The sequence below is a fragment of the Pseudomonas sp. HB05 genome (assembly GCF_016756915.1).
GTDB classification, from domain to species: domain Bacteria; phylum Pseudomonadota; class Gammaproteobacteria; order Pseudomonadales; family Pseudomonadaceae; genus Aquipseudomonas; species Aquipseudomonas alvandae.
The window spans coordinates 1-17527 of record NZ_JAESPG010000029.1 but is presented as its reverse complement, the minus strand read 5'-3'; the positions used below and the strand labels follow the sequence as shown (position 1 = coordinate 17527).

Below are 17527 nucleotides of genomic sequence, written 5' to 3'. Positions count from 1 at the left end.
GTCGATCATTCGCCGCGAATGTATTGCTCCAGTTGTCTGATCAGGTCCGCCTGCTCGGCAATGGCTTCCTTGACCAGGTCGCCGATTGACAACAGGCCGACCAGCTTGCCGTCCTCCACGACGGGCAAATGTCGCAAATGTTTTTCGGTCATGATGCTCAGGCAGGTTTCGACGTTCTGATGAGGGTCGATGGTGATCACGGGCGAAACCATGATGTCGCTCACTTTCGTGCCCACCGAGGAGCGCCCGTGCAGGACCATTTTGCGCGCATAGTCGCGCTCACTGATGATGCCCAGCACTTCGTCGTTCTTCACCACCAGCAGGGCGCCGACGTTTTTCTCGGCCATGCGCATCAGGGCCTGCAAAACCATGTCGTCCGGTGAAATGGTGTGCACTTGCTGGTTCTTCTCGTCTTTTATCCGGAGCAACTGCGCGACGGTTTTCATGGTGAGGCCTCGGGTGTCGTTTTTTGCGGGTGTTTAAAGAATCGTAGACCCAACGGCGCAGAGCAAGCGATAAAGCGGCAGTCAGTCGTCCAAAACCGTCATGGCGGGTGAATTCACTCCTATCTAAAGTCATCCGCCGTTGTGGCGAGGGGATTTATCCCCGCTGGGCTGCGCAGCAGTCCCAAAAATGTCGACACGACATTCATCTAATGCAAGTTGCCGAGGCTGCGGTGCAGCCCAGCGGGGATAAATCCCCTCGCCACGGGTAGAATGCGTGACATCTGAGTTTCGAGGTTTCAGCGGTGAATCTACAGCAGGGCTTCGTCCTGACCCGGCATTGGCGCGACACCCCGGCGGGCACCGAAGTCGAGTTCTGGCTGGCAACCGATGCCGGCCCCCGGCGCGTGCGCCTGCCGGTGCAGCCCTCGGTGGCGTTCGTGCCGCAGGTCCAGCGCGGCCAGGTCGAGGCGTTGTTGCAAGGGGAAAAGGACGTCGAACTGCGTCCCCTGGACCTGCTGGATTTCGAACACCGCCCGGTGCTGGGCCTGTATTGCCGGCAGCATGCGCAACTGATGCGCCTGGACACCACGCTGCGGCGCGCCGGCGTGGAAGTATTCGAAGCCGACATCCGCCCGCCGGAGCGCTACCTGATGGAGCGCTTCATCACCGCCCCGGTCTGGTTCGGCGGCACGCCCTCGGCCGATGGCCTGCTGCTCGATGCCCAGATGAAACCGGCGCCCGAATACCGTCCGCCGCTGCGGCTGGTGTCTCTGGACATCGAGACCACCGCCCAGGGTGAGTTGTATTCCATTGCCCTGGAAGGTTGTGGCGAACGCCAGGTGTACATGCTCGGACCGCCGAATGGCGATGATCGCGAGGTGGATTTCCAGCTGGAATACTGTGAGTCCCGCACGCTGCTGTTGAAGAAGCTCAACGAGTGGTTCGCCCGTTTCGACCCCGACGCAATCATCGGCTGGAACCTGGTGCAGTTCGATTTGCGCGTGCTGCACGAACATGCCCGCCGGCTGGCCGTGCCGCTGCGCCTGGGGCGTGGCGGGGAGGAAATGCAGTGGCGCGAGCACGGCGCGCGCAACAACCATTTTTTCGCTTCGGCGGCGGGGCGGTTGATCATCGACGGGATCGAATCCCTGCGCTCGGCGACCTGGAGTTTCCCGTCGTTCAGCCTGGAAAACGTCGCGCAAACCCTGTTGGGCGAAGGCAAGTCCATCGACAACCCGTACCAGCGCATGGACGAGATCAACCGCATGTTCGCCGAGGACAAGCCGGCCCTGGCCCGCTACAACCTCAAGGACTGCGAGCTGGTGACGCGGATCTTCGCCAAGACCGACCTGCTCGAGTTCCTGTTGGAGCGCGCCAGCGTCACCGGCCTGCCGGCGGATCGTAGCGGGGGCTCGGTGGCGGCGTTCACGCACCTGTACATGCCGCTTATGCATCGCCAGGGTTTTGTCGCGCCGAACCTCGGCCAGCGTCCGCCCGAGGCCAGCCCTGGCGGGTTCGTCATGGATTCCCAGCCGGGGCTCTACGAGTCGGTTCTTGTGCTCGATTACAAGAGCCTGTATCCGTCGATCATCCGCACCTTCCTCATCGACCCGGTGGGACTGATCGAAGGCCTGCGCCATCCGGATGATCACGCGTCGGTGCCAGGCTTTCGCGGGGCGCGGTTCTCCCGTACTCGACATTGCCTGCCGGCCATCGTCGCGCGGGTCGCCGAAGGCCGGGAGACCGCCAAGCGCGAACACAATGCGCCGCTGTCCCAGGCGCTGAAAATCATCATGAACGCGTTTTATGGCGTGCTTGGCTCGAGTGGCTGTCGCTTCTTCGACCCGCGCCTCGCGTCGTCCATCACCCTGCGCGGTCATCAGATCATGCAACGCACCCGGCAGTTGATCGAAGCCCGCGGGCACGTGGTGATCTATGGCGACACCGATTCGACGTTTGTCTGGTTGCGCCGGGCCCATGGCCAGGAGGAGGCGGCGGGCATCGGCCGGGAACTGGTGGCGTACGTCAACCAGTGGTGGCGCGAGCAGGTGCGTGATGAGTTCGGGCTGGAAAGCGCGCTGGAGCTGCAATTCGAAACCCACTTCAAGCGCTTCCTGATGCCAACCATCCGCGGCGCGGAGGAGGGCAGCAAGAAGCGCTACGCCGGCCTGGTGACCCGTGCCGACGGCAGCGACGAGATCATCTACAAGGGCCTGGAAACCGTGCGCACCGACTGGTCGCCGCTGGCCCGGCAGTTCCAGCAGGAGCTGTACGGACGGATCTTTCATCGCCAGCCCTATCAGGACTACGTGCGCGATTATGTGCGCCAGACGCTGGCCGGCACGTTCGATGAACGCCTGGTCTACCGCAAGCGCCTGCGCCGCCCCCTTGACGATTACGAACGCAACGTGCCGCCCCACGTACGGGCCGCGCGGCTCGCCGACGAGTTCAACGAACGCCAGGGCCGTCCACGGCAGTATCAGAACGGCGGCTGGATCAGCTACGTGATCACCGTCGCCGGCCCCGAGCCGCTGGAAACCCGCAGCGCGCCCATCGATTACGACCATTACGTGACCAAGCAGCTACAGCCGGTGGCGGACGCGATCCTGCCGTTTGTGGGGGATGATTTTTCGACGCTGGTTGGGGGGCAGATGGGGTTGTTCTGACGCCGCTGAGTGATGGGCTGGAGGGGGAGGCTCTTGTGGCGAGATAGCTTGCTCTCGCTCGGTTGCGCAGCAGCCGCCTGAAAGCGAGGGCCGCTTCGCACCCCAGCGGGAGCAAGCTCCCTCGCCACGGAGCCTTCGATTCTCCAGGCTAAACCATCGCCAACCGCTGCTTCCCCTGAGGTTGCGGAAACACCAAGTCCAGCGCCGCCAGATCCTGGGGCTCTAGCCGCAGCTCCGCTGCTTCGGCATTCTGGCGCACGTGTTCGGGCTGCACGGCCTTTGGAATGGCGATGACGTTGTCCTGGCGCAACAGCCAGGCCAGGGCAATCTGGGCCGGCGTTGCGTGGTGGCGCTCGGCGATCTGCTGCACGGTGTGATCCTTGAGCAGATGCCCACCCTGGCCGACCGGGCAATAGGCCATGATAGGCATGCGCTGCTGCTGGCTCCAGGGCAGCAGGTCGAATTCGATGCCGCGTTCTTGCAGGTTGTACAGCACCTGGTTGGTGGCGCAGGCCGGCGCGGCCAGTTCCTCCATATCGTCGACGTCAAAGTTCGAGACGCCCCAGGACCCGATCTTGCCTTCTTCGCGCAGTCGCTCGAATGCTTCGACGGTTTCTTCCAAGGGGTATTGGCCGCGCCAGTGCAGCAAGTAGAGGTCGATGTAGTCGGTGTCGAGCCGCCGCAGGCTGCGTTCGCAGGCGAGCGGAATACCTTTTCGGCTGGCGTTGTGGGGGTAGACCTTGCTCACCAGGAACACTTGGTCGCGCAGCCCGGTAATCGCTTCGCCAACGACTTTTTCGGCGCCGCCCTCGGCGTACATTTCGGCCGTATCGATCAGGGTCATACCCAGTTCGATGCCCAGGCGCAGGGCCGCGACTTCCTTCTTGTGATGGGACGGTTCTTCACCCAGGCGCCAAGTGCCCTGGCCGATCACCGGAACGGATACGCCGGCCAATTCCAGAGTTTTCATTCACGTCTCCTGTCGTGCTGGTTGATTAAACCTGTGGCAGCAGGATAGACCAGGTGTTCAGGTTTGATTCGCGCGGGAAAGCAGCCAAGGATGCGCTGCGTCCCGAAAGCGTAACGCAGAGCGTCACAGGAGGCGTTCCCACGCAGAGCGCGGGAACGATCGGTCGATGGGATTATTCCGCCGAGAATTTCAGCACCATGGCCTGGGTGTAGGTCTGGCCCGGATTCAGTCGCGTGGTCGGGAAGTCCGGCTGGTTCGGCGAGTCGGGGAAGTGCTGGGTCTCCAAGGTGAACGCGCCCCAGTGCGGATAGACCTTGCCTTGCTTGCCCTTGACCGTACCGTCGAGGAAGTTGCTGGTGTAGAACTGCACGCCGGGTTCAGTGGTAAAGAGCTGCAGGCGCCGCCCGGACTTCGGATCCTGGACATCGGCGGCGAGCTTGCCCACGTCACCCTTGGCGTCGAGCACCCAGTTGAAATCGAAGCCGCCCTGTTTAGGTTCGGCGAACTTCAACTGCGGATGGTCGGCCTTGATATGGGTGCCGATCGGGGTGGGCTTGGTGAAATCCATCGGCGTACCGGCCACGGGCGCGAGTTCGCCGGTGGGAATGAGCTTGGCGGTCACCGGCGTGTAGCGGGACGCATGCAGGGTGGCGACTTGCTTGAGAATGTCGCCATTGCCCGCACCTGCCAAGTTGAAATAGCTGTGGTTGGTCAGGTTCAGCACGGTCGGTTTGTCGGTGGTGGCCTTGTAATCGATGCGCAGTTCGTTTTGATCGTTGAGGCTGTAGGTGACGTCGGTCTTCAGGTTCCCTGGAAAGCCCATCTCACCGTCCGCCGACACATACGTCAGGGTCACGCCGACCGAATCCTTGCCATTGTGGGGTTCGGCTTTCCATACCCGCTTGTCGAAGCCTTGCGGTCCGCCGTGCAAGGCATTGTCCTTGTCATTCTGCGGCACTTGGTAGCGCTTGCCGTCCAGCTCGAAGGCGCCGCCCGCCAGGCGGTTGCCGAAGCGGCCGATGGTTGCGCCGAAGTAAACGGTGCCGTTCTTCTGGTAGCCCTGCACGTCGTCGAAGCCGAGCACGATGTCGTCGGTCATGCCGTTTTTGTCCGGCACGATCAGCGACTGGAGAATCCCGCCATAGGTGATGACGGTAGCTTCCATGCCGTTGCTGTTGCGCAGCACGTATTTTTCAACGGGCGTGCCGTCATTGGTCTTGCCGAAGGCAGCGCGTTCATTGGTCAGGCCGGCGGCCTGGGAAGACGTGGCAATCATCAGAGAAACTCCGAGGGCCGTGAGCAGATGTCTGGATTCCAGCATGGTGTGACCTTCCTTTCCTGTTGTTTTGTTGTTGTTTTTAACGTGGTCGAGTCCGTTACTTGGTCGGACAGCGATGAAGGTTTTTCTGTTCAGTAGTCTTTCTATTTGAGGGTGGAGAAGGGATTTATAGCTATAAATCGGGAATTATCAATTAAAAAGTAAGACTAATTGATCGATACGAAGCTCGCCCAAGCGTGAGCTTTTGCGTGGGGCGCCGCACTTTTACGGTTTTTGCCGCTCTATCCATGGCCAGAAAGCGGCAACCCCGACCGTTTTCCCCATGTCCAGACCGAGATTCGATGGCCGGTGTTTTAAATTCCGTGATGAGGTCGCCACGTCGCTGCGGCTTGCTGTTAGCAGGGCTGATACTGCTGCTTTGCGGCGGGTGCAGCCATCAGCAAGGCCAGGACATGGTCACGCAATTCAGCAACGCCAGGCCCCAGGAGTTCTTGCAGACCAGCGTCGACCGCATGGCCACCCTCTCGATGCATGACAACCTGCAGAGTCTGTACCTGTTGATGCATAAGCTTTACCTGCGTAACCCCGAAGAGTTGCGCAAGTCAGGCTTTCTCGACGCTCGCACGGCCGTGAAGCAGGTTCGCCAAGCCATCGAACAGCAGCAGCCCTTGCCGGCCCTGGGCAACAAAAAAGACCTGGCCGCCCTGAGCTATGCGATGAGCCCGGAGTTCCTCGGCGATCGCGTCGGCGCATTTATCTATGCCATTGGCAGCATGCTGGTGACGGCCCATGGCAACCGCCTCGAGTTCTACATGACCGACACCATCGATCCGCGCTTCGTCAGCAATGCCGCGCGCAATATCGAAAAAGCCACTTGGCTGCTCGGACAGCGCCAAAACAAGGACGGCACGCCGATGCTGTTTTCCAATGAAATTTCGGAGGAGGGCAGCAACCTGAGTTTCGCCGTCGAGTTCGGGAAAATCGTCGCCCGCCTGGACCTGTTGACGCAGATGCTCGATGAGCGCTACCGGCGCATCGGCCTGAACTACGCCCAGAGCCTGTTGTTCCTCAATTTCCTGCCAGTCCAGTAACGGCGCAAGAAATGGAATAAAGATAGATCACATCGATATAGGGAGTTATAAGAAAAATCGCTATGCTCGCGGCCAGATTTTTCATGCGGTTGCGCTGAGACGGGTTTGATGGATTTCGGTAATGTCGGTTTAGTCGTAGCGGGCCTGGTGGTCGGTTTCATCGTTGGGATGACCGGTGTCGGTGGCGGATCGCTGATGACCCCCATTCTGTTGTGGTTTGGTATCAACCCCGCGACGGCGGTGGGTACGGACCTGTTGTACGCGGCCATTACCAAGTCTGGCGGCGTGCTGGTTCATGCCAAGAACCGCAATATCGACTGGGCCATCACCGGTTGGCTGACCTTGGGCAGCGTGCCGGCGGTGGGGCTGACGCTGTGGTTTCTCAACAGCCTGCACAGCTCGCCCGACGCCATGAACGCGGTGATCAAGCAAGCCCTGGGTTTCGTGCTGTTTGCCACTGCCCTTGCGATTCTGTTCAAGAAACGCCTCCTGCAATTCGCCCACGATCGCGCCGGCGGCCACTACAACCCCAGCGGCTCGCGGCTCAACGTACTGACCGTCATCACTGGCCTGGTGCTGGGCACGATGGTCGCGTTGACCTCCATTGGTGCTGGTGCCCTGGGCACTGTCGCGTTGTTCATCCTCTATCCATTCCTGGTCACCAAGCGCCTGGTGGGCACTGAAATCGCCCATGCCGTGCCACTGACCCTGGTGGCGGGCCTGGGCCATGCGAGCATGGGCAACATGGACTGGCACATCCTGGGCTTCCTGCTGATCGGTTCGTTGCCGGGCATCTACCTGGGGAGCCATTTGTCGGGACGCATTTCCGATGAACTCCTGCGCCCCTGCCTGGCAGTGATGCTGGCGATGATCGGCTTCAAGCTCGCGTTCTGATTTGATCGGAGTCATGCGTCCGTAGCCACAGTCATACCTGTAAACCAGGTACTGATGAGGCCACGATCCATGAACAGCCCAGCCAGAGATCTGCTGCAACGCCTGCGCCGCCGTCGCGCCGAACCGCGCACCGACATCGCCGATATCCTGCGTCATCACGCCGAACCGCTGCCCGCCGAGGATAGTCCGGCCTTTTCCGAGATGTTCGATCGTTTCGCCGATGCCAAGGTCCTGTTGATCGGTGAAGCGAGTCACGGAACCCACGACTTCTACCGCACCCGCGCCGCCATCACCCGGCACCTGATCCAGCACCACGGCTTCGGCATTGTCGCCGTCGAAGCCGACTGGCCCGACGCGGGGCAAATCGACCGCTGTGTTCGCCACCTCGGCCCCTCGGCCTGGAAACAACAGGCTTTCGCACGGTTTCCAAGCTGGATGTGGCGCAACACGGATGTCCAGTCCTTCCTCCGCTGGCTGCGCGATTACAACCTTGGCCAGCCTGACGCCCGGCGCGTGGAGTTTCGCGGCCTGGATGTCTACAGCCTGCGGCACTCCATCGACGAGGTGCTCGGTTACCTCGACCAGGCACATCCTCACTTGGCCCGTGATGCCCGGCACCGTTATGGCTGCCTGACGCCCTGGCATGACGACCCGGCGCTGTATGGTCATTTCACCGAACGCGGCAACCTCGCGACCTGCGAGGATGCGGTGGTCGAGCAGCTCAACACGTTGCTCGCCGAGCGCCTCGACCCGTTGATCAAGGATGATGAAGGCTTTTTCAGCGCCATCCAGAACGCCCGGGTGGTGCGTGCCGCCGAGCAGTACTACCGCGCCATGTATCGCGGCGGCAAGTCCTCCTGGAACCTGCGGGACCGACATATGTTCGACACCTTGCAAAGCCTGCTGGAACATCGCGGGCCCGAGGCGAAAGCGGTGATCTGGGCGCATAACTCCCACATCGGCAATGCCGCCGCGACCCGCATGGGCTGGGAAGGCGAGTTCAACATTGGGCAACTGTGTCGCATGGCGTATGGCCGCGACGCGGTGCTTCTAGGCATGGGCACTGACCGTGGCAGCGTGGCGGCCGCCGATGACTGGGACGCGCCGATGAAAATCAAGCCAGTGGTTCCGGCGTTGGCCGGCAGTTGGGAGCGGGCATTTTTGCAAGCAGGCGTGCGCGCGTCGCTGACCGACTGGCGGACGGCGCCTGACGAAGCGCTGCTGGACGCGTTGTCCGAGCCGTTGCTCGAACGCGCCATCGGTGTGATCTACCGTCCTGAAACCGAACGCCAGAGCCATTATTTCGAAGCGGTGCTGGCCGAGCAGTTCGACGCCTGGCTCTGGTTCGAACAGACTGAAGCGGTTACGCCGTTGCCGACGCCGCACACACAGGAGCATGAAGAGGACACGTTCCCTTTCGGCCTCTGATCGCGCTGTGTCGCGGTTGCGCTATGGGGCTGCTGGCCTAAGCTTCAAGACAGGCCTGCGCGGTAAAGGGCGACTCTCGCGGAACAATCGCCGCCATGTGCAATCAGTACAGCGTAAATATCAAAAGGAGAGGCGCATGCTCATTCGGTCGTTGACCTTCGCTACCTTGCTGGCCTTCGTTGGGCCCCTGTTCGCCGCCGATGGCGACTCACCCCTGGTGGCGGAGGTGGGCAAGGCCCGCCCCTTGATCGTCATCGCGCCCAGCACCGTCGACCCCGCCTGGGTCAGCCTGAAAAAATCCTTGGATGAACCGGCGGGCAAGCAGGGCTTCTCCGAACGCAACATGGTGCTGTACACCGTACTCAACACCATCGGCCAACGGGATGGCAAAGACCTCGACCCGCAAAGCACCATGGCGCTGATCCGCTCCCTCAAGCTGGGGGCCGGTGCGCAGACCAAGATCATCCTGGTGGGCAAGGACGGGGAGAAGAAGCTGGAGCATTCAGGCGCGATCGAGCTGAAGGAGCTGTTCGACACGGTCGACAAACTGCCCGCGGCTGAAAAAGAAGCGGCAGCGCCAACTCCGCCACCCGCGCCAGAACCGGCACCGGCCAAGGACACGAAAGGTGCCAAGTCGGGCAAGACGGCCAAGCCGGCGGCTGCGCCGCAGCCATTGGATGATTGAACTCCAACAGCAGCGATGTTCCTGTGGCGAGGGAGCAAGCTCCCTAGCCCCAAAAAGCGGACCTCATGGCTGTTCCAATACCATCAGGATTTTGTGCGCGGCCTTCACCCGCTCTTCATTCGGATAGTTTTTGTTCGCCAACATCACGATCCCCAAATCCTTTCCCGAGACGAACACCGCATACGCGCCGAAGCCGTTGGTAGACCCAGTCTTGTTGACCCAGGCGCCGTCCGGGGCTGGCCGCGGTGGGTCGAGTGGTTCGGCCTTTTGTGGGGTCAGGGCCATTTGCGGCGTGTTACCGGCGAGCAGGCCATCCAGGCTGAACGGAGCGGGGTAATACTCCCAGCCCAACCCCTGGTGCATCCCGCCGACCCGGTACAAAGCGGTGTGGGTCGTGGCAATGGCCTGTTTCAAGCCGGCGTCCAGATGTTCAGGCCGCAGGTTGGCCTCGACGAAACGAATCAGGTCCGCTGAACTGGTCTTTACCCCATATGCCTCGGAATCCAAGGCGCCAGGTCCGACTCGCACGGGCTTGCCATCCTTCGCATACCCCTGGGCGTATCGGCCCAATTGGTCTTGCGGTACCCGTACGTAACTGTGCTTGAGGCCCAGCCCCGGCATCAGCGTCTGTTCCATCACGTCATCAAACGGTTGGCCCAGGGCGCGCGCCGCCAGATGGCCAAACAGGCCGATGCTGGGGTTGGAATAGAGCCGTTGGGTGCCGGCCGGGTAGAGCGGCTTCCAGGACCTGTAATAGCTGAACATCCGGTCGGCCTGGTCTGCATCGTCGGGAAACTGCAAAGGCAACCCGCCCGCGGTGTAGGTCGCGAGGTCCAGCAGGCGGGTGTCTGCCAGCGCTGCGCCGTTCAGTTCGGGGGCGTAGCGGCCGGCGGGGTCTGACAATTGCAGCTTGCCTCGGGCCTGGGCGTAGGCGCCGAGCGTTGCGGTGAAGGTCTTGCTGATCGAGCCGACTTCGAACAGCGTCTGGTCGGTGACAGGCTTTTTCGTGTCCTTGGAGGCCACGCCGTAATTGAAGAACAGGCGCTGGCCATTATGGGTGATCGCCACCGCCATGCCCGCGATGTCCTGTTGTTTCATCAGCGGCTGGATAACAGCATTGACCGTGTCTTCAATACGATCCTGGGCGAAGCCAGGGGAGGTTCCGAGGACCAGGAAAAAACTCCCGGCGAGTATCGATTTGGCAATATGCATCGTAAAGCGCTCTCGTTTCCTCCTTGAGGGGCGGTCAATCTAGGGCGTTTTTGGCTGCCCGGCAATCCGAAGCCATCGGACCGAGGTGCGTTTGCGAGCCGTCCGACAGGGCGGTGGCAACATTCCTATGAAACGACGGGTGGCCCGAAGCGACCGGACCTCAAGCCAAACCACACAAAGCGGCAGTCGCCGGGTAAACTCGCGGCTCTTTCTGAAGGAGTTCACATGAGTTACTACCAGCCCGGCATTCTCGCCACCCCTGTTCCGCCTCAGGCTCGTCATCTGTTTTTTGCCCTGGAATCGGTCGAGGCGCTGCCGGCTGCGATCGATAAATTGTTGCTGCAGTTGGATGGCCGTGCGGTCGTCGGCTTCGGTGAGTCGCTGGTGCAGGCCTTGGGGGCTCAGGTCGAGGGCCTGCGCGCGTTTCCTGCGTTGGCCGGGGTCGGCGTGGATAACCCGTCGACCCAGCATGCGCTCTGGTGCTGGTTGCATGGTGAGGACCGGGGCGAGTTGATGCACCGCAGTCGCGCCCTCGAAGCGGCGCTGGCACCGGCCCTGCGCCTGGTGCAGATGAACGAAACCTTCCGTCACATGACCGGCCACGACCTGACCGGCTACGAAGATGGCACTGAGAACCCCCACGATGAAGCGGCCGTCGCCGCCGCCCTGGCCCAGGGCGCTGATGGATTGCGCGGTGGCAGCTTCGCCGCGATCCAGCAATGGCAACACGATCTGGACGGATTTGCCGCGATGCAGCCCCACGAGCGCGACAACATCATGGGCCGGCGCCTGAGCGACAACGAAGAAATCGAAGAGGCGCCGGAGTCGGCCCACGTCAAGCGCACCGCCCAGGAGAGCTTCGCCCCGGAAGCCTTCGTCGTGCGGCGTTCGATGCCGTGGATCGAAGGTGATCGCGCTGGCCTGATGTTCCTGGCGTTCGGCTTCTCCCTGGATGCGTTCGAGGCGCAACTGCGCCGCATGAGTGGCCTCGAAGACGGCATTACCGATGGCTTGTACCGCATGAGCCGACCGATCACCGGTGGTTATTACTGGTGCCCACCGCTGCTGGACGGGCGCTTGGACCTGCGCGCACTGGCCCGCTAGGGAGTGCCGCCGCCCCGGTAAGCGGGGCGCGTTGTGCAAATCGTCGGGTCAACGCTATTCTTGGGCCCGACGTGTTTGCGTGGAACGGGAGAGCAAGCGTGGATAAAGTCATCGTCATCACCGGTGGCGGGCGCGGGATCGGGGCAGCCACGGCGCTGCTGGCGGCCGACCTGGGCTATCGAGTCTGCATCAATTACCAATCCGATGAAAACGCTGCCCAGGACGTTCTCGAACAGGTCCGGACCAAGGGCGCGCAAGCCATTGCGGTGCGGGCCGATGTGAGCATCGAGGATGAGGTGGTCGGCCTGTTCAATCGCGTTGACGTCGAATTGGGGCGTGTCACTGCCCTGGTGAACAACGCCGGTACGGTCGCCCACAAGTCCCGCCTCGATGAAATGTCTGAATTCCGCATCCTCAAGATCCTGAAAACCAACGTATTGGGCCCGATCCTGTGTTCCAAGCATGCGGTGCTGCGTATGTCGCCCCGGCATGGCGGGCAGGGTGGCAGCATCGTCAACGTCTCGTCGGTGGCTGCCCGCCTGGGCGCGCCGGCGGAATACGTCGACTACGCGGCCTCGAAGGGCGCGCTGGATACGTTCACCGTGGGTCTGTCCAAGGAAGTGGCCGGCGAAGGCATTCGCGTCAACGCGGTGCGTCCGGGCTACATCTACACCGATTTCCACGCCCTGAGCGGCGATCCGGACCGGGTCAGCAAGCTGGAGTCGGCGATTCCCATGGCGCGCGGCGGACGCCCGGATGAAGTGGCCGAAGCGATTATCTGGTTGTTGTCGGACAAGGCTTCGTATGCGACGGGGACGTTTGTGGACCTTGGGGGCGGGCGCTGAGAACTGGGCGGTCTGCCCTGGCCTCATCGCGAGCAAGCTCGCTCCCACAGGGGATTGCGTTCCAAATGTGGGAGCGAGCTTGCTCGCGATGACGGTAGTGCTGGCAAACCAAATATTAGAACGACCGAATAATCCGCCCCAACGTCTCCATGGCCTTTTCCGACACCTCGGTCCAAGGCCCGCCATAGTTCAGTCGGATGCAATTCCTGAAGCGCCGGGTCGGTGAAAAGATCGGCCCGGGGGCGATGCTGATGCCTTGGGCCAACGCCATCTGGAACAGCTTCAGCGAGTCAATCTGTTCCGGCAGTTCCAACCAGAGAAAGTAACCCCCGGCCGGCTGGCTGACGCGGGTCTGGGCTGGGAAATACCGGCCGATGGCGGCAAGCATCGCGCTTTGCTGTTCTTCCAGGGCATAGCGCAACTTGCGCAGGTGCCGGTCGTAGCCGCCGTGTTGCAGGTAGTCGGCGATCGCGGCCTGGGCCGGCATCGAGGCGCACAGGGACGTCATGAGCTTGAGCCGTTCGATCTTCTGCGCGTAGCGTCCGGCGGCGACCCAGCCGATGCGATAGCCCGGGGCCAGGCTCTTGGCGAACGAACCGCAATGCATCACCAGTCCTTCGGTATCGAACGCCTTGGCCGGCTTGGGTGCCTGTTGGCCGTAATAGAGTTCGGCGTAGACGTCATCCTCGATCAGCGGCACCTGGTGTCGGCGCAACAACTCGACCAATGCCTGTTTACGGGCTTCGGGCATGGTCGCGCCCATGGGGTTCTGGAAGCTGGTCATGCACCAGCACGCCTTGATCGGATGGCGCGCCAGCGTCTGCTCCAGCACGTCGAGGTCGATACCGTCACGTGGATGCACGGGAATTTCCACGGCCTTGAGTTTCAGTCGCTCCAGTACTTGCAGACTGGCATAGAACGCGGGTGCTTCGATCGCCACTAGGTCGCCCGGCTCGGTCACGGCTTGCAGGCACAGGTTCAAGGCTTCCAGGGCGCCGTTGGTGACCAGCAGTTCCTCCATGGGCAGCATCAGCCCGCCAACCATGTAGCGCAAGGCTATCTGACGGCGCAGTTGCGGATTGCCCGGCGACATGTCCGTGACCACCATGCGCGGATCCATTTCACGCGTGGCGCTGGCCAGCGAACGGGACAGTCGTTGCAACGGAAACAGCGTTGGGCTGGGAAAGGCCGAACCGAATGGCACGGTGGCCGGGTCCTTGATCGAGTCGAGCACCGAAAACACCAGTTCGCTGACGTCGACTTCGGTGGACTCATGCACCTGGGTGCTGATGACCGGCTCGCAGAACGGGCTTGGTGCATGATTGTTGACGAAGTAACCGGAACGCGGCCGCGCCCGGATCATGCCGCGTCGCTCGAGCAGGTAATAGGCCTGGAAGACGGTGGATGGGCTGACGCCGTAAGTCTGGCTGGCGAAGCGCACCGACGGCACGCGCTGGCCGGGCCCGAGCATGCCGGAGCGGATCAGTTCAGCGATGTCATCGGCGAATTTTTCGTAGCGTTTCATGGCTGGCCCGGTATTGGATAACGCGTGGTTTGCGCTTTTGACTGTGGAGCGAGGCATCTTAAGGCTTCATCGATTCATCGGTGCTACAAAACGGCTTTTTGCTTCGCTGTAGATATCAGGTTCGTCACTGTCCGCAACCTTGAAGGTCATCTCTTGGGAACCGCTCCGCGGCCGTTCGCTGAGCATCGCCACCGATACCGGTACGTCAATGATTTCTCCTGGCGCCAGGCTCAGTTGCGTCTTGCCCTGCAGGACGAAGCCGTCACCGTCCACCAGGGACAATTGATAGGCTTGGCGTTGCTGGGTCTTGTTGATGATTTTCAGGCTGTAGATGTTCTCGATCTGGCCTTGGCTGTTTTCACGGAACAGGCCACGGTCCTTGCTCACGTCCAGCGACACCATGGGCCGCTGCACCAGCGCCACGGCCAGCGCACCGATCATCACCAGCAGCACGGCGGTATAGCCAATCAGCCGTGGCCGCAAAAGGCGAGTCTTCCCGCCTTGCAGCTGGCGTTCAGAGGTGTATTTGATCAAGCCGCGGGCGTAACCCATCTTGTCCATGATCGAGTCGCAGGCGTCGATGCATGCCGCGCAACCGATGCACTCCATTTGCAAGCCATCGCGGATATCGATGCCGGTGGGGCAGACCTGCACACACATCTGGCAATCGATGCAGTCGCCCAGGCCAATATCGACAGGATTCACCTCGCGTTTGCGCGGCCCGCGAATTTCACCACGGGCTACGTCGTAGGAGATGGTCAAGGTGTCCTTGTCGAACATCACGCTCTGGAATCGCGCGTAAGGGCACATGTGCATGCATACCGCTTCACGCAGCCAGCCGGCGTTGAGGTAGGTGGCCCCGGTGAAGAAAAGCACCCAGAACAGGCTGACGCCGCCGATTTGCAAGGTGAGCAGTTCCTCGGCCAGCGGACGGATCGGCGTGAAATAGCCCACGAATGTCAGGCCGGTGAGCAGGCTGATGGCGAGCCACAACGTGTGCTTGGCCGAGCGCCGCACTAACTTGTTCAAGCTCCACGGCGCGGCCTGCAGCTTGATCCGCTGGTTGCGTTCACCTTCGGTGATTTTTTCGACCCACATGAAGATCCAGGTCCACGAGCTCTGCGGGCAGGTGTAGCCGCACCACACGCGCCCGGCGAACACGGTGATCGCAAACAGGCCGAAGGCGGCGATGATCAGCAGCGCCGACAGCAGGATGAAGTCCTGGGGCCAGAAGGTCGCGCCAAAAATGTGGAATTTGCTTTCGGAAAGGTCCCAGAGCACCGCCTGGCGATCGCCCCAGTTCAGCCATACCGTGCCGAAGAACAGCAGGAACAGGACGCCGGCGCCGCTGATGCGCAGGGTGCGGAACAGGCCGGTGAAGCTGCGGGTATGGATCAGGTGGTCGGTGGTCCTGGATTTTATCTTCGTCGGTGTGGGATCGAAGGTCTGTATCAACTGGACGGGGATTCTTTCGCTCATGGTCGGTCGCTCATCAGCCGCTATCTGGCCGGGGCACTATGACCAGTGAACTGATTGCATAACAGACTCAGGTGGCTTGATAAAAACCGGATCAGATGGTTTGGAGGCCTTGTTCTGCGACAGTTTGAAGCACCTTTGGATAGGCGAACAACCTTGAGGCTTCCGTTCTTAGGCTTGGTCCAGGATCGAGTGAATATCCTTTTTTTTGTAACGGCGGCTGGCGGTTCCGCTCTTACAGCGGGTCACTTTTTTCAGACGCCAAAAAAGTAACCAAAAAGGCTTTGCCCCACCACTCGGCACCTCGCCTAGGCTCGGTGTGCCCTCACTCCGGCCTTGCTCCGTGGGCCCGCCGCGATGGGCCATCCATGGCCCTGCGCGGCTATCCCGGCATCCATGCCGGGATGCCCACTGCGCAATGCCTGCGTTCGGCCAGCGTGGTTAACGGGGCTCTAAGATCAGGATCAAGAGCAAGGTCCAAAGCAAGATCAAGATCCAAAGCAAGAGCAAGAGCAAGAGCGGGGCATCAGCCAGGATTTATTTGGCTGAACCACCGCTTTCGCGAGCAAGCTCGCTCCCACATTGGATTTTCGCCAGCCCTCCAATGTACATACGCCGCAAAACCCTGTGGGAGCGAGCCTGCTCGCGAAAAGGCCGGTACACCCAACATCACCGCAAACTGACACACCGCCTTCGCGAGCAGGCTCGCTCCCACAGGAAAAACGCGATCCACCAGAATCCAGGTCGGCCCTAAGGCCGGAGTGAAGGCATGCCGAGCCTAGGCGAGGCACCGAGTGGTGGGGCAAAAGCGTTTTGGTTACTTTTGACTGGGCCGGCTTCCGGGCTGTCAAAAGTGAGCCGCTGTAAGAGCGGAACCATAAGCCGCCGTGACCGAAGAAACGGATATGCACACTAACCCTAAATCAAGGTCAGATAACCGACCCCCCATCCGTAGCCTTAAGATTCTGCCGCCCATCAGCCGCCCCAGCCACGGTCAGGGCATCGACCTCCGCTTCAGTCAGATAAACCCGCCCGCCATTGAGCTCCACGGCCGACATGGCCTTGTCCGGGTCGGTGATGATGGTCAGCTCGCTGGCCGGGCGCTGTTCCGAACCGTTGGGCGTGTCGAAATGACAGGTCCGGTTGTCGTCGATACGTACAGTCATGGTACTGCTCCTTCCTGTATGCCTGAACGTTAGTCGCCACTCGATCCGCAGGGTTCTTCGTGGCTGATCAGCGGTCGCACGTCTCGCATCGCTTGCGGTCCATCGTTTATCGAGCGAAGAGAGGAAGGTCCATGGAATCGTGGTGGGATGAAGTCTGGGTAACCCTGCAAGCGGAGTTCGCCGACATCACCGATGCCCAGCAAATGACCCGGGTGACGGTGCGCCTGGTGATGGCTGCACTGTTGGGGGGCATCCTGGGGTTCGAGCGTGAGCACAAGGGCAAGGCCGCCGGTGTGCGCACCCATATGCTGGTGGCGCTGGGCGCCGCGCTGTTCGTGCTGGTACCGCAGATGTCCGGGTCCCAGGCTGACGCCATGAGCCGGGTGATACAGGGCGTGGTGGCCGGGATCGGTTTCCTTGGCGCCGGCACCATCTTGAAAAATACCGATGGCGATATGAGCCATGTGAAGGGACTGACTACCGCCGCCGGCCTGTGGATGACCGCCGCCATCGGCGTCGCCGCCGGGCTCGGTCGGGAGGCGACGGCGGTGCTCAGTACGGTGCTGGCGCTGGCGATTTTCAGTGTGATGCCGGTGATTGTCCGGGCGTTGGAGAGAGATGAGAAGCGGTAGCCCGTCCACCGGGCAGGGTACGAATCCTGTGGGAGCGGGCTTGCTCGCGAAGGCGGTATGCCTGTGAAGCAAGTATCGCCTGGCATGGCGCCTTCGCGCGCAAGCCCG

Annotated in this window: 15 protein-coding genes; 8 read left to right on the top strand and 7 right to left on the bottom strand. The window is 61.5% G+C overall.

Features of this window, described 5'->3' with window-relative positions; all coding sequences use genetic code 11:
- Window positions 1-5: 5 nt before the first annotated feature.
- Window positions 6-446: a CBS domain-containing protein gene (locus JMN22_RS22085; protein WP_030138503.1), complete on the bottom strand. Its 441-nt coding sequence runs from the start codon at window positions 444-446 to the stop codon at window positions 6-8.
- Window positions 447-748: 302 nt separating this feature from the next.
- Between JMN22_RS22085 and JMN22_RS22080 the strand changes: the two genes are divergently transcribed.
- Window positions 749-3112 (top strand): DNA polymerase II, encoded by a 2364-nt coding sequence (locus JMN22_RS22080; protein ID WP_198798057.1) that lies wholly within the window; start codon window positions 749-751, stop codon window positions 3110-3112.
- A gap of 148 nt (window positions 3113-3260) precedes the next feature.
- Here JMN22_RS22080 and JMN22_RS22075 read toward each other — a convergent pair whose 3' ends face one another.
- Both JMN22_RS22075 and JMN22_RS22070 read right to left on the bottom strand, forming a co-directional pair.
- A complete protein-coding gene (locus JMN22_RS22075; protein ID WP_030138505.1) occupies window positions 3261-4082 on the bottom strand; it encodes an aldo/keto reductase in 822 nt (273 codons plus the stop codon).
- A 172-nt stretch (window positions 4083-4254) separates the two neighbouring features.
- Complete coding sequence (locus tag JMN22_RS22070) at window positions 4255-5403, bottom strand: aldose epimerase family protein (protein WP_030138506.1); 1149 nt, start codon at window positions 5401-5403, stop codon at window positions 4255-4257.
- 299 nt (window positions 5404-5702) lie between these two features.
- On the opposite strand from JMN22_RS22070, the gene JMN22_RS22065 reads away from it, so the two are divergent.
- The 4 genes from JMN22_RS22065 to JMN22_RS22050 all read left to right on the top strand — a co-directional run bounded on the left by JMN22_RS22065 (window position 5703) and on the right by JMN22_RS22050 (window position 9459).
- A complete protein-coding gene (locus tag JMN22_RS22065) occupies window positions 5703-6452 on the top strand; it encodes a hypothetical protein (RefSeq protein ID WP_030138507.1) in 750 nt (249 codons plus the stop codon).
- A gap of 108 nt (window positions 6453-6560) precedes the next feature.
- Entirely contained in the window at window positions 6561-7346 is a 786-nt protein-coding gene (locus tag JMN22_RS22060; RefSeq protein ID WP_198798058.1) for a sulfite exporter TauE/SafE family protein, read from the top strand.
- Window positions 7347-7415: 69 nt separating this feature from the next.
- Window positions 7416-8774, top strand: coding sequence for an erythromycin esterase family protein (locus tag JMN22_RS22055; protein ID WP_198798059.1), 1359 nt, complete (start codon window positions 7416-7418; stop codon window positions 8772-8774).
- Window positions 8775-8910: 136 nt separating this feature from the next.
- Window positions 8911-9459, top strand: coding sequence for a DUF4174 domain-containing protein (locus JMN22_RS22050; protein WP_030138510.1), 549 nt, complete (start codon window positions 8911-8913; stop codon window positions 9457-9459).
- A gap of 63 nt (window positions 9460-9522) precedes the next feature.
- Here the strand turns inward: JMN22_RS22050 and ampC are convergent, their stop codons facing one another.
- Window positions 9523-10671, bottom strand: coding sequence for a class C beta-lactamase (gene ampC, locus JMN22_RS22045; protein ID WP_198798060.1), 1149 nt, complete (start codon window positions 10669-10671; stop codon window positions 9523-9525).
- A gap of 225 nt (window positions 10672-10896) precedes the next feature.
- On the opposite strand from ampC, the gene JMN22_RS22040 reads away from it, so the two are divergent.
- Both JMN22_RS22040 and JMN22_RS22035 read left to right on the top strand, forming a co-directional pair.
- Entirely contained in the window at window positions 10897-11775 is an 879-nt protein-coding gene (locus tag JMN22_RS22040) for a Dyp-type peroxidase (protein ID WP_198798061.1), read from the top strand.
- Between the two features lie 98 nt (window positions 11776-11873).
- Window positions 11874-12620 (top strand): SDR family oxidoreductase, encoded by a 747-nt coding sequence (locus JMN22_RS22035; RefSeq protein ID WP_198798062.1) that lies wholly within the window; start codon window positions 11874-11876, stop codon window positions 12618-12620.
- Between the two features lie 115 nt (window positions 12621-12735).
- Here JMN22_RS22035 and mapR read toward each other — a convergent pair whose 3' ends face one another.
- From mapR to JMN22_RS22020, 3 genes are all read right to left on the bottom strand, one after another.
- A complete protein-coding gene (mapR, locus tag JMN22_RS22030) occupies window positions 12736-14145 on the bottom strand; it encodes a GntR family transcriptional regulator MpaR (protein ID WP_030138514.1) in 1410 nt (469 codons plus the stop codon).
- 66 nt (window positions 14146-14211) lie between these two features.
- Window positions 14212-15624 (bottom strand): cytochrome c oxidase accessory protein CcoG, encoded by a 1413-nt coding sequence (gene ccoG, locus JMN22_RS22025; protein ID WP_198798063.1) that lies wholly within the window; start codon window positions 15622-15624, stop codon window positions 14212-14214.
- Window positions 15625-16550: 926 nt separating this feature from the next.
- Window positions 16551-16787, bottom strand: a complete 237-nt coding sequence (locus JMN22_RS22020) for a DUF3203 family protein (RefSeq protein ID WP_030137826.1) — start codon at window positions 16785-16787, stop codon at window positions 16551-16553.
- A 131-nt stretch (window positions 16788-16918) separates the two neighbouring features.
- Here JMN22_RS22020 and JMN22_RS22015 point away from each other — a divergent pair, with 131 nt between their 5' ends.
- Window positions 16919-17419, top strand: coding sequence for an MgtC/SapB family protein (locus JMN22_RS22015; protein WP_030137825.1), 501 nt, complete (start codon window positions 16919-16921; stop codon window positions 17417-17419).
- Window positions 17420-17527: the final 108 nt, after the last annotated feature.

Bases quoted from the DNA above. Each gene is read 5' to 3' on its own strand.
- JMN22_RS22085 (WP_030138503.1), bottom strand. From the start codon at position 446: ATGAAAACCGTCGCGCAGTTGCTCCGGATAAAAGACGAGAAGAACCAG.
- JMN22_RS22075 (WP_030138505.1), bottom strand. From the start codon at position 4,082: ATGAAAACTCTGGAATTGGCCGGCGTATCCGTTCCGGTGATCGGCCAG.
- JMN22_RS22070 (WP_030138506.1), bottom strand. From the start codon at position 5,403: ATGCTGGAATCCAGACATCTGCTCACGGCCCTCGGAGTTTCTCTGATG.
- JMN22_RS22065 (WP_030138507.1), top strand. From the start codon at position 5,703: ATGGCCGGTGTTTTAAATTCCGTGATGAGGTCGCCACGTCGCTGCGGC.
- JMN22_RS22060 (WP_198798058.1), top strand. From the start codon at position 6,561: ATGGATTTCGGTAATGTCGGTTTAGTCGTAGCGGGCCTGGTGGTCGGT.
- JMN22_RS22055 (WP_198798059.1), top strand. From the start codon at position 7,416: ATGAACAGCCCAGCCAGAGATCTGCTGCAACGCCTGCGCCGCCGTCGC.
- JMN22_RS22050 (WP_030138510.1), top strand. From the start codon at position 8,911: ATGCTCATTCGGTCGTTGACCTTCGCTACCTTGCTGGCCTTCGTTGGG.
- ampC (WP_198798060.1), bottom strand. From the start codon at position 10,671: ATGCATATTGCCAAATCGATACTCGCCGGGAGTTTTTTCCTGGTCCTC.
- JMN22_RS22040 (WP_198798061.1), top strand. From the start codon at position 10,897: ATGAGTTACTACCAGCCCGGCATTCTCGCCACCCCTGTTCCGCCTCAG.
- mapR (WP_030138514.1), bottom strand. From the start codon at position 14,145: ATGAAACGCTACGAAAAATTCGCCGATGACATCGCTGAACTGATCCGC.
- ccoG (WP_198798063.1), bottom strand. From the start codon at position 15,624: ATGAGCGAAAGAATCCCCGTCCAGTTGATACAGACCTTCGATCCCACA.
- JMN22_RS22020 (WP_030137826.1), bottom strand. From the start codon at position 16,787: ATGACTGTACGTATCGACGACAACCGGACCTGTCATTTCGACACGCCC.
- JMN22_RS22015 (WP_030137825.1), top strand. From the start codon at position 16,919: ATGGAATCGTGGTGGGATGAAGTCTGGGTAACCCTGCAAGCGGAGTTC.